This is a genomic window from Paenibacillus sp. JT22N1 (assembly GCF_059692155.1).
This window is the reverse complement of record NZ_JCAUAW010000003.1, coordinates 568,100-580,669: the sequence shown is the minus strand read 5'-3', so window position 1 is coordinate 580,669 and position 12,570 is coordinate 568,100. Positions and strand designations below refer to the sequence as shown.

9 protein-coding genes are annotated in these 12,570 nt (G+C 44.8%); 7 read left to right on the top strand and 2 right to left on the bottom strand.

Annotation, left to right across the window (positions count from 1 at the left end; all coding sequences use genetic code 11):
• Positions 1–31 precede the first annotated feature (31 nt).
• Both AC58UU_RS09000 and AC58UU_RS08995 read left to right on the top strand, forming a co-directional pair.
• On the top strand, positions 32–1,207 hold the full coding sequence (locus tag AC58UU_RS09000; protein ID WP_497314815.1) for an MFS transporter: 1,176 nt from the start codon (positions 32–34) through the stop codon (positions 1,205–1,207).
• Positions 1,208–1,329: 122 nt separating this feature from the next.
• Positions 1,330–1,656: an L-rhamnose mutarotase gene (locus AC58UU_RS08995; RefSeq protein WP_497314813.1), complete on the top strand. Its 327-nt coding sequence runs from the start codon at positions 1,330–1,332 to the stop codon at positions 1,654–1,656.
• 49 nt (positions 1,657–1,705) lie between these two features.
• Here the strand turns inward: AC58UU_RS08995 and AC58UU_RS08990 are convergent, their stop codons facing one another.
• Both AC58UU_RS08990 and AC58UU_RS08985 read right to left on the bottom strand, forming a co-directional pair.
• Entirely contained in the window at positions 1,706–3,490 is a 1,785-nt protein-coding gene (locus AC58UU_RS08990) for a cache domain-containing sensor histidine kinase (RefSeq protein ID WP_497314812.1), read from the bottom strand.
• On the bottom strand, positions 3,487–5,061 hold the full coding sequence (locus AC58UU_RS08985) for a response regulator (protein ID WP_497314810.1): 1,575 nt from the start codon (positions 5,059–5,061) through the stop codon (positions 3,487–3,489). Before AC58UU_RS08985 ends, AC58UU_RS08990 begins: the two co-directional genes overlap by 4 nt.
• Before the next feature lie 318 nt (positions 5,062–5,379).
• Here AC58UU_RS08985 and AC58UU_RS08980 point away from each other — a divergent pair, with 318 nt between their 5' ends.
• The 5 genes from AC58UU_RS08980 to AC58UU_RS08960 all read left to right on the top strand — a co-directional run bounded on the left by AC58UU_RS08980 (position 5,380) and on the right by AC58UU_RS08960 (position 12,433).
• Positions 5,380–6,297, top strand: a complete 918-nt coding sequence (locus AC58UU_RS08980; protein ID WP_497314808.1) for an ABC transporter permease — start codon at positions 5,380–5,382, stop codon at positions 6,295–6,297.
• A 27-nt stretch (positions 6,298–6,324) separates the two neighbouring features.
• Positions 6,325–7,224, top strand: a complete 900-nt coding sequence (locus AC58UU_RS08975) for a carbohydrate ABC transporter permease (protein ID WP_497314806.1) — start codon at positions 6,325–6,327, stop codon at positions 7,222–7,224.
• Positions 7,225–7,286: 62 nt separating this feature from the next.
• A complete protein-coding gene (locus AC58UU_RS08970) occupies positions 7,287–8,846 on the top strand; it encodes an ABC transporter substrate-binding protein (RefSeq protein WP_497314804.1) in 1,560 nt (519 codons plus the stop codon).
• A gap of 141 nt (positions 8,847–8,987) precedes the next feature.
• The gene (locus AC58UU_RS08965; RefSeq protein ID WP_497314803.1) at positions 8,988–9,839 is read left to right on the top strand and encodes a stalk domain-containing protein; all 852 of its coding nucleotides are present in this window, start codon (positions 8,988–8,990) and stop codon (positions 9,837–9,839) included.
• A 479-nt stretch (positions 9,840–10,318) separates the two neighbouring features.
• A complete protein-coding gene (locus AC58UU_RS08960) occupies positions 10,319–12,433 on the top strand; it encodes a beta-galactosidase (RefSeq protein WP_497314801.1) in 2,115 nt (704 codons plus the stop codon).
• Positions 12,434–12,570 lie beyond the last annotated feature (137 nt).

Genomic DNA, 12,570 nt, shown 5'->3' with positions numbered 1-12,570 from the left:
AGCCAATCAGATTTAGGAGAGGAGCTCCTTCATGGACTACACAGCCAATCTTCAAAAACTATATGTGCTCCGCTTCTTTTCCAGCCTTATACCAGCCTACGTCATCGAGAGGCTTTTCTGGGAGGAGCGGGGTATGACCATTCAGATGGTCGTGTATACCGAAATTATTTACGCCCTGACAATTGTCCTTCTGGAGGTTCCGACCGGCATTATGGCCGACAAGTGGGGCCGGAAAAAGATGCTTGTGCTTAGTAGCCTGCTCGGGTGCAGCGAGTTTCTGATTCTACTGTATGCGACGGAATTCTGGCACTTTGCTTTGGTCGTTTTCTTGGCGGGCGTGAGTAGATCGGCCAGCAGCGGATCAGAAAATGCTTTGCTTTACGATTCCTTAAAGCTGCAAGGGAAGGCCTCTTCGTTCGAAAAACAACTTGGCAGATTGAATGCCTGCGACTTCGTATCTGCAATACTCGCGGCCTTGTGCGGAAGCTTGCTCGCAAGTAAATACGGCCTTGAGCTGAACTATTGGATATCACTCGGGAGTGCGTTGATCGCCCTGGCCCTTTCATTGCTATTGATCGAGCCTGCTGCTGAAGACAGCACTTCTCTCGAGGAAGTTATTCCTTTTAAGGCATATGTCGCTGTGTCACTGCGCTTTTTCCGAACGAATCCAAGTGTCACCCTTGTGATGCTTTCAGCCATGGTGACAGGTGCTGCCATGGGCTACATCGAAGAGTTCTGGCAGTTATACGTGAGTAGATTGGGTATACCGGTTGTATACTTCGGCGTGTTATCCGCCGCGATCATGCTGCTGCAGCTCCCTGGCAATCTGATGGCACACGTGCTGATACGTTGGTTAAGCTATAGAACGCTGATTTTCATTATTATGGTTGTATTCGCCGTCGGCTTCACCTATGTTGCCATTAGTAAGGATTTCATCGGCCTCACAGCGATGCTCATCATCTGCTTGTTCTCTGGCGTGATGGAGCCTATCGCCACCGGCTACTTGCATCACCGTTTTAATTCCTCAATGCGAGCAACGATTGATTCGTTCCAGTCATTAGGGGAGAATCTAGTACACACGCTCGCAGGTCTTGGCTTCGGCTACTTCGCTTCAAAGTATGATGTGTTCGGCGGCTATGGCTTTATTGCACTACTATGCTACGCTTTTCTCGTTTGGTTCATTGGCGCATCCCGTAAAATTGAATAATAAACATTATGCAACAAGAGGGGCTGTCCCAAAGTCATACTAGGGCGATGATGTTTATTGACGCGACGATGTTGTCGCGGTAAAGTACAATTGATTGAATGTTAATGGGGAAGGGTGACCGTATGACGAGTAGTGGGAAATTCGCATGGACATGGACGATACGTGAAGAAGATTTAGAGGAATACGTGAGTATGCATCTGGCTCCATGGCCGGAAATTATGGAAGAGCACACGAAAGCTGGGATTAGGGATTACTCGATCTTTCAAAATGGTGCACAATTTTTTTATTGCTTCTTGTGCGATGATTTAGAAGCTGCTTTCGCTTATTTAGCAGAAAGCGAAGCTTGTAATCGATGGAATGCGATTACTTCGAAGATGGTCGTCGGTTCCTTCGACTTCCGCGAAGCGGTGCCAATCCAACCGATGCGTGAAGTGTTTTATTTGAAATAGATAGAAGAAGAGCCAAGGGAAGCAGTTGCCTTGGCTCTTTCTATTTCTATCATTGCATCTCTGATCCCGATGTTACCGGAATCGTAATCTCCACTTCCGTGCCCTCGCCGAGTACGCTGCGATACGTCAAATTCGCTGGCTCGCCGAAATAGTGGCGAATGCGCTCGATGACGTTTTTGACGCCGTATCCGCTGCCGCTGATTTTGCTGCGGCTCGTGCCCGTCATGATGTCTTCGACCTGATTAGCGCGCATGCCGACGCCGTCGTCCATAATGATCAGGTGAATGTTATCATTCACCCTTGTGCCACTAATCGTAATCGTACCCTCGCGGTGAGTACGTCCTAGAATACCGTGTAGGATCGCATTTTCTACAATTGGCTGCAGAGTAATCTTCGGAATCGCGTTATCTAACAGTTCCTCTGGCACATGGATCTGAAAATCGATCTTATTTTCAAATCGGATATTCTGAATCTGTACGTAAAAAGAAACATGTTTTAATTCCTCGCGAAGCGAAATAATATCTTTCCCGCTGCTTAAGCTGACTTTATAGAAGCGAGCTAGCGCCTTGACGACCTTTTTGATGTCCGTGTTAAGACCGCTGTCAGCCATCCAGTTAATAAGGTCGAGCGTATTATACAGGAAGTGAGGATTAATTTGTGATTGGAGTGCTTTCAGCTCCGCGTTTTTTACTTCTTGTCCTAATCGGTAATGCTCCTTATTCATAGTGCTTATTTGTTCAATCATGTAGTTGTAGGTCTGAATCAGCTCTCCAATTTCATCTTTCCCTTGCGTTTGAGCCAGTGCGATTAGATTGCCTTTCTGTACATCACGCAAACGGCTCGTCAATTGTGAAATGCGACGTGTGACCGAGAAGGAGAGCAGATAGGCTAACAAGTAGGCAACGCTGCTGACAATAAGCAAAATAACTAGCAAGTCATTGCGAAGCTCATGGCTCTGCTGTACGACTTCATCCAACGGAATGACTGTCACCATACCCCAATTCGATGGAAGCTGCCGGTATAAATAGTAGTTATTGTTGCTTTGCCAATTCATCGTAACTGCGTCGCTGGCCATATCCGGCAGGGTAAAGTCGGTAAGGGTCATAGGTTCAGAGGCAAGCACGATCTGATGGTTCTGATCGACTAAGAAGGTGGCGCTTTTCTTCACGACATTGGCTTTTTTTAGCATGGAGCGCAGTGTCTCCGCCTGTACATCCACACGTAGCTGGCCGATGGGCACTGAATAATTGTTTGGATCCAGAATGCTCCTAACCACATAGAGGGAGGAGTTATCATGGGTAGCATGAGAACCTAATTCCGATGGCGAGCACCATAAATATTTGGCATGCAGTTCGTTTAAACGAGCAAAGCAAGGGCTGCCAACTGTCTGGTCGAGGGGCAGGAAATTCTCCGTTTCGTTGGAGAAAATAAACGCCTTCGGCACATACAGAATGACCCGAGAAATATCAAGACTGTCCTGCATAGATCGGAGGAGCTGCTTGAGATTGCTGTAATCCTGCAGCTCACGATTAATATTTTCCGTGATACTCGTGTCCATTAAAATGCCAGAAATGGTTGTATTCGAAACCAGAATATTCGTCGTTTCCGCTATTCGCTGTACGCGGTAGCTGAGGAACGAATAGGTTTGGTCGAAGCCTTGCTTGGCCGAATATGTCACATGATTAATGATGATGGCTGACATTTTATCAGAAGCAATGAATTGATAGAAGCCAAGTGGAATCATGATCAGCAGCAAATAAGTAACCATGATTTTATGCCGTAATTTCGCATTGTACAGCCATTTTCGTATCGTTTGAATAAAAGTGAATATCATACTTGACATCGCTCCCGATACTCGGAAGGTGTCATCCCTGTAGATTTCCGAAATATTTTCGCGAAATGCTCTCCATCTTTAAACCCCACCTGTGAAGCGACGTCAAGCACTTTCAATCGATTATTTCGGAGCAAATCCTTCGCCTTTTCCATTCGGTATTCGGTGACATACTGCTTAATGGTTTTGCCAGTCGCTTCTTTGAAAATCGAGATGAGATGCGAGGCAGTCATTTGCATATGATCACTTACATCTTGAACAGACAAGTTATCCTCAGCAAAATGCAGATGAATGTAACGAATGATCCGCGAGCTGGCAGATGACATGGTCCCGTTCCCACGTTCCCTGAAGGATTGCTTCAGCTCATCCAGCTTCTGGGTGATCACCCGATGAATATCATCTAGGAAGTGACATTCCAGAATAAGCTTCCACGGCACATTATTTTCTTCCGAGACATCGAACAGGATGACATTTCGGCTGCGAGCAAATTTGTCCATTTCCAAAGCAAAACGATAATAGAGTTCTTTGACGCTGACAATTAGCGTTCCAGGATGCTGATGAATATCCGTGGTAACCGTATTCAGTAAACGGGAAATTTCCTCAAAGTTTTCCTCAACAAGTGATTCTTGGAACCTGTTGAATAACTCAGTCGGCACCTGATAATGCTCAGAATGCACTTCACTGCCATGGCTATCATGCAGAATGACGGAGCATGGTTTATGAAAAAATGACTCCTGAAGACGAAGGACAGCACTTGTATACGACTCCTGCAGCCGTTTAACTGTAGGTACTATTTTTCCCGCGGCAATGGAGAAGGAATGAAATTCCTTTTTTAAAGCAGAAGAGAGCTCGTAACAAACGTGATGCAATCCACTACTTTCTAAAGGCTCTATGCCGCTCGAAAATAAATGCAGGATGACGTGATTGTCATCTTTCAGTGCATATAAGTATGGGGGCTCGCAATCAGTCAGCGCAGACTCAATAATGGAACTGATGATTTCTTTGGATGGTTGCGGCGTGATTAGCTTGGCCATGATCGTAACTGCCGGGGCGTGAAGAGATGCCTCGAAACCAACGGCCAACAGTCGCTTAACTAGCAATTCCTCGTCAAACCCCCCGCGAATGAGCTGGAGCGCTGCTTCTTGCTTGATGTAGCTCTTATTATCTCTGGCTACTGCGTCGTTCGCCAAATGCCGCTGCTCTTCCAAACAAATGGCTATTGCATTACGCAACGCTTCTTCCAGCTCTTCGATATCAATCGGCTTCTCTACATAGCTGACCGCTTTCAACGATATCGCTGCTTTTAAGTAGTCTTTATCTGCGTAACCGCTCATAAAAACAATTTTGCACAGTGGATACTTCCGGCGAAGGTGCGTGGCAAGCTCAATGCCATCCATGCGCGGCATGCGAATATCTGTCAGCACAATATCGGGATGAAATTGCTCAGCAATAGCCACCGCTTCTAGACCATCGACCGCCTCGACAAGCTCAGTAATCCCGAGTTCTCCCCATGCAATGGATTTACGAATACCTTCTCTCGTGAATTTTTCATCCTCTGCGAAAAGAAGTTTCATAGTTAAAATCGCCCCCAAGAATTTTCGAAGAATCTTATGATGTAAGCGTAAGCTTCTCTAGAGTTGATAAGAAAGTATAAGTTTTATACTTTGGCTTTGCATCAACCTTGACAAACGCGCTCGTCCTGGAGGACGGCGGAATCGTTTATCCTAGATGTAGCTTAAGATTAGCGCATATTAGACAGCAAAGCCACTAACTTAGGTGCTATCTGCAAAAGTTACAGGGAATCGATATTTTGTCGGGTTACTACGCTGCATGGAACCTGTTAATTTAGTAACAGGAGAGACAACTAGAACCGGATGGGGGAACGAATAAAGATGAGAACAGGACTCCTGTATCGACTCAAGTCTAAGAAAACACTGCTGTTCATGATTGCTCCGGCAGTCCTTTACTTTTTGCTTTTCAGCTATGTGCCCATGGCCGGTATCGTGCTTGCGTTCAAGCAGTACCGCTATGATTTGGGCATTATGGGTTCGCCTTGGGTAGGATTTGATAACTTCAAATTCTTCTTCATGACAGGTGATGCGTTTAGAGTTACGAGGAACACGATGCTTTACAATGCGGCTTTTATCATTATTAACAATCTGCTGCAAATTGTGGTGGCGATCCTGATGGCCGAAATCGGTTCGAAACTGTTTCGCAAAACGGCGCAAACTCTTATGTTTTTACCGTATTTTTTATCCTGGGTCGTGGTTGGTGCCGTAGCGTACAATCTATTCAATTACGAGCACGGAACTGTGAATACACTGCTTCGCTCCCTACATATTCCTGAGCTTGATATTTACACCACTCCTGAATATTGGAAGTATATTCTGATCTTTTTCTCAGCGTGGAAAGCGGTTGGTTATGGCGCTGTATTTTACATGGCATCAATCCTTAGTATTGATCGAGAAACGTACGAAGCAGCTGAAATTGACGGCGCCAATGTGTTTCAAAGGATTCGATACATTACACTTCCGTCCTTACGTCCAACGATAACCATTCTTGTTTTACTGGCGATTGGCGGTATTTTCCGCGGTGATTTCGGACTATTCTACCAGCTCGTGGGCAACAATGGTCTGCTGTATCAAACGACGGATGTCATTGACACGTATGTGTATCGTTCTCTATTGGTTAACAATGAAATCGGGATGTCTTCCGCGATTGGATTCTATCAATCCATCCTCTGTTTTGCGACCATTATGGTAACGAATTTCCTTGTACGTAAATCGGATAAAGAGAATGCCTTATTTTAAACAGAATGTAATTTGCGGGGTGAACCTATGAGTACGACGAGTGTTAAAAAGAGTCACATCGATCAGCGGATGCTGGATGTCATTGGCTATGTGTTTATCAGTTTGATCAGTTTGGCTTGTTTAATCCCTTTTATCCTTATTATTAGCGGCTCGTTAACGAGCGAATCCTCGATTACGAGTGATGGCTTTAGAATATGGCCCAAGGAATTTTCTTGGGATGCCTATGCCTTTGCGCTCAAACATCCACAGCAATTTGTTAGCTCTTATCTGTTGACGATTGCTTTAACCGTAACGGGGACGATTGTAGGACTATTCATATCAGCGATGGCTGCATATGTTCTTCAACGTCAGGATTTTGAGTGGCGTGGCGGATTTTCCTTCTTTTTCTACTTCACAACCCTTTTTAATGGTGGACTTGTACCTTGGTACATCTTAATGGTTAACTATTTACACATGAAGAATACCTTCTGGTCGCTGCTTTTACCGCCGCTCTTGAACGTTTTCTACATCATTATTTTAAGAACGTTTTTGCGGAGCATACCAGACGCCATTACGGAATCTGCGAAGATTGATGGAGCAGGGGATTTCACGATTTTTATCCGTTTAATTCTACCGCTAGCCAAACCAGGATTGGCCACGATTGGACTGTTCACCGCACTGAATTATTGGAACGATTGGTTTAACTCTTTGCTGTTTGTACAGAATGAGAAACTGTATACCCTGCAATATTTACTTTATAAAATGCTGGGCAATCTCGAAGGCATTCGCAAGGTTATGGCCATTACAGGCATGCAGGTTACGGAATTGCCAGGTGAAAGTTTGAAAATGGCGCTCGCCATTCTTGTCACAGGACCGATCATCTTCTTATATCCGTTCGTTCAGCGTTATTTCGTGCAAGGCTTAACTGTTGGAGCAGTAAAAGGGTAACCCCGGGAATTCAAATTCCCGGTTATCATAAATTATCTATCATTTTATAAGGGGAGAAAAAAATGGCATACACCAAGAAATTAGCTAAACTCAGTCTAGCATCACTTTTCGTGATGGGTACTGTTCTGACGGCTTGCGGTACGAAGGATGCATCACCAACACCAGCTACGTCTGCGGCACCTCAAGCAAGCGCTTCCGCAACTTCAAGCAATGGTATTGATACAAGTAAAGAAGTAAAGCTGAAAATGGTTTTGCTTGGTTCCAAGCCAAAAGCTTTTGATGAGGTTTATGGTGAAGTTAATAAAATAATGAAGCAAAAGATTAATGCAACGCTGGATGTTAGCTTCCTAGATTGGGGCGAGTATCAACAGAAATATCCGCTTATGTTCGCAGCTAATGAGGATTTCGATCTCGTCTTCTCGGCGACATGGTCCTACTATGCGCAGCAAGCTACGAAAAACGGCTATATGGAATTGACAGAGGATATGATTAAGAAGTTTGCCCCAAAAACATGGGCGGAAGAGCCAAAAGTAGCTTGGGAGCAAGCGAAAATCAACGGTAAAATTTATATGGTACCACAAAACAATTTTGAGTACAGCTACCATATGGTCGGTATCCGTGGCGACTTGCGTCAAAAGTACAATTTGCCGGAGCTGAAAACGTATGATGACTATGTGACTTATTTGAAAACGGTTGCGGAGAAAGAGAAGGATTTCAAACCGAGTATCGGTGTAAGTGAGTTTAATGCTATTGAGTTGGTTCAACCGAATGAGTGGAACTTCGTCGTTCCGCAACTGCCAGTTGCTTATAAAGTAACGGATGGTTCGGGCAAGCTATTCAACTATGTAGATACGCAGGAGTTCGCTGATTTTGCTAAGAAAATGAATGATACCCAAAAAACAGGTGCTTGGTCCCGAGATGCCATTGCCAATAAAGTCGACAAAACACAAGCATTCAAAGATGGTAAGCTAGCTTCCGTAGAATGGAATTTAGGAACATTATTGCGTGCAAAATCCGAAATGCAAACAACACATCCAGATTGGAAAGTAGAGCTGTATGATCTGAGTCCAGACAAAAAACGTCTCTCCAATCCGTTCATCAATAATGGGATGTCCATCCATGCAGGTTCCAAAAACTACGAACGTGGTTTAATGGCGATTGACTTACTTCGTTATGATCCAGAAATTCATGACCTGACGAACTATGGGATTAAAGGCAAGCACTACGAGCCTGTAGGCAACGATCAGTTCAAACCGCTTCCTGCTTCTGCTGATTTCCCACCGTCCGGTACGGATCCATGGGGATGGAACTCCTTACATGAGCGTTTGGATTCCACGGTAGCTGCTGAAACGCAAAAATTCACAGAAAACTGGAAAAAGACAGTGACTGTCAACCATCCTTTAGAGACATTTACGTTTGATGATACCAAAGTGAAAAATGAAGTTGCTGCAGTTAGCAACGTTATGGAGACTTACGGTAAACCGCTCTTCTACGGTTTGGTTGATCCTAACGATGATAAGCATGGTCTGAAAGTGTTTAATGATAAGCTGAAGCAAGCTGGTATCGAAAAAGTTGTTGCTGAAATGCAGAATCAAGCTAATCCGTTGATTGCGAAAAAATAAGTTAAAGAGAGGTCCGCTTCCTGATTTCAGGAGGTGGACTTTTTTAAATTAGCTTTGAAAGTACCTGACCCCTCCAAAAATAGGAAAGATGTCGAATATGTAAGAGAGTTAATAAATCCCAACAACTGAGGAGTCGTTATTATGAAAATGAACAAGCCCTGGATGATCACAGCTACATGTATTGTTGTAACTAGCCTTATGACAGGATCTGCATTTGCAAAATCCGAGAATGGCAACAATGCTGATAAAGCGGATTCGTCCAAACCAGCAGTAGAATTAAATGTGAAAGTTAAAGAAGATAAGGATGCAACTGTAACCACCGATACATATGGTAACCATGGTAAAAACGGCTTTCATGGTCTTCTTAATGCGCTTGAAAATGTAAAGGATAAGCCTGCCGGAGCTGTTATTGCTGATCTACTTTTGACTAACTACGGTGCTCACATTAGCGACGAATTAAAGGCTGAACTTGATGCGATTAAAGATCGAGATGTTGCACTTTCTGCTGTTGCCGATGTTTTGGACGAGCAGGGTAGTGTAACCGATGCGGTATATGTTCAAAAGGAAGCAATAAAAGTAAACATAAAGAACTTGAATTCCTATAAGAAGCTGGGCAAGCTTTTTGAAAAGCTAGGTAAAAAAGGCGTGTTTTTGTATGTAAATGGTGAGGAGCCTACTTTGGAAGTTAATCCTTTCATTAAAGATGGCAGCACATTGGTACCATTCCGTGCGATTTCCGAATCGCTAAAAGCCGAAGTAACATGGAACGCCGAAGAACGTTCGGTAACAGTTACTCGTGGCGGAATTACCGTGAAGCTATTTATCGATAGCACAAAAGCTACTGTAGACGGTAAAGAAGTAACATTGGAAGTTCCTGCAGCCATCGTTGAAGGCAACACGGTTGTACCGGTTCGTTTCATTAGCGAAGCTCTAAAAGCTACGGTTAAATGGGAAGAAGAAACGAAGTCCGTCGTGATTTACGAAGAACAATAAGTTTATTGATTCATGTGGAGCTTACCTGCGGGTAGGCTCTTTTTGTTTACTCTTAATGTTAAGTGATTCTGTTCCTAATTATTGGTTTCTGGTTTGAGCGAGTAGGGGAGTGAGGAGTCTAGTCTGACCGTCTTTTCTTTGGTAATAGGAGCGATTGTTGTACGGAGTACAACAATTTCGTTGTTTTCTTCTTTTTAAGCTGTCATTGTTGTATGATGTACAACAATTTTGCCTTATTTCCTTCTATAGAGCTGTTTTAGGGAGAAATTGTTGTATTTACTACAACAATCGAGAGTATAACGCGGCTTAGCTAACTTATTGTTGTACAAAATACAACATTGCTTGGGCCAAATATGAAGGGCGTCCAAAAGGATCGCTAATGGTTCGTACTTAAATCGAAAGAAATGACGGGAAATCGATAATTTGTCGGGTATTTTTGTGGTGGTGAACCTGTTAAACTTGGATGCAATGAACCTAATATGAGTCCATACATTATCCTAGAGGTGATCATCTTGTCACAGAAATATCCGCCAATAAGCCCGAAATTACCCGTTTTCATGCACGGTGCCGATTATAATCCTGATCAGTGGCAGCACGATCCACATGTGCTGGAAGAAGATATTCGCATGATGAAGCTGGCCAAATGTAATGTGATGGCTGTCGGCATTTTTGCTTGGTCAGCGCTTGAGCCGGAGGAAGGTGTTTTCACATTCGATTGGCTCGACCGTGTATTGGACAAATTCGCGGCCAACGGCATTTATGCTTGGTTGGCTACTCCGAGTGGCGCCAGACCAGCATGGATGGCGGAGCAATACCCGGAAGTGCTGCGGGTAGGGCCTAACCGGGTGCGCAATTTATTCGGTGCGCGTCATAATCATTGCTATACGTCCCCGGTCTATCGGGAGAAAGTCACGATCATGAATAAGCAGTTAGCGGAGCGCTATGCGCAGCATCCTGCCGTAGTGGGCTGGCATATCTCCAATGAATATGGAGGGGAATGCCACTGTAACTATTGTCAGGAAGCTTTCCGCGGATGGCTGAAGCGCAAATACGTAACGCTGGATGCGCTTAACATGGCGTGGTGGACTTCATTTTGGAGCCATACGTATACGAATTGGTCTCAGATTGAATCTCCTGCACCGCATGGCGAGAATCTGGTCCATGCGATGAATTTAGATTGGAAACGGTTCGTGACAGATCAAACGGTTGATTTCTGCCGTCATGAAATCGCTCCACTGAAGGCGGAGAATACCGAGCTGCCCGTAACGACGAATCTCATGGACGCTTACGAAGGTCTTAATTACTGGAAGTTCGCCGATGTACTGGATGTTATCTCATGGGATGCTTATCCAACTTGGCATGATACGGCAGATCAGAGCAATCTAGCCGCATGGTTCTCGCTTAATCATGATATGTTTCGCTCGCTTGGGGGCGGTAAGCCTTTCCTGCTAATGGAGAGTACACCGAGCTTAACGAATTGGCAGCCTGTCTCAAAGCTGAAAAAGCCGGGCATGCATCTTCTGTCTTCCCTGCAAGCAGTGGCACATGGCTCTGACTCCGTTCAATATTTCCAGTGGCGCAAAAGCCGAGGAGCCAGCGAAAAGCTGCATGGTGCGGTGATTGATCACGTTGGTCATGAGCATACGCGAGTTTTTCAAGATGTAGCTGAGCTTGGTGGCGCTTTGGAGAAGCTGACTGATCTCATCGGGACACGAGTGCCCGCTCAAACAGCCATTATTTTTGACTGGGAAAATCGCTGGGCCGTTAAGGATTCGCAAGGTCCTCGGAATATGGGGATCAAATACGAACAAACGGTTTTAAGTCACTATCGTGCCTTTTGGGAACAAGGCGTTCCTGTTGATGTCATCGATATGGACTGTGATTTTAGCAAATATAAGCTTGTTATCGCGCCATTGTTATATTTGGTACGTCCGAGTGTCGGAGAGCGAATCGAACAGTTTGTAGCGAATGGGGGAACTTTCGTCACGACGTATTGGTCTGGCATCGTGGATGAGAATGACCTTTGCTTCCAGGGCGGGTTTCCAGGACCGCTTCGCAAAACGCTGGGCATCTGGTCTGAGGAAATCGACGGACTGCATGATCATGAGGTGAATCGTGTCCTTTTCACGGAGGGCAACGCGCTTCAAATCACAGGTGAATATGAGGTTCGTGAGCTGTGCGAGCTGATTCATACAGAAGGTGCAGAGACTCTTGCCGTCTACGGTGATGACTTCTATGCAGGCCGGCCTGCGCTCACAGTCAATGCGGTTGGTAAAGGCAAAGCTTACTATATCGCAGCTCGTACGGATCAAACTTTCCAGAGCAGCTTCTATAAGCAGATCCTTAAAGAAACGGGGATCGATGGTGCTTTACAGACAGAGCTGCCTGCAGAGGTAACAGCTCAAATTCGTACGGACGGTGTGAATGAGTTCATCTTCCTCATGAATTTTAGCAGTAAAACCCACACCATTACATTAGATGAACAAGCATATACGGACATGCTAGCCTCGGATTCAGCATCGTCTGTGAAGATCAGTTCAAGCTTGCTGCTTCAGCCTTACGGAGTTCGGATACTGAAGAGAAGTAAACGCTAGAATTCGTTGGAGAGTGCCTAATTTCATAAACAGAAGAGGATGTCTGGTTTTTAATCCCAGCATCCTTTTTTATTACCCTTAAAGGGAATTGGAACATCCATCACGAAGACTCTCTCCAACATGAACCTTATTCAGCG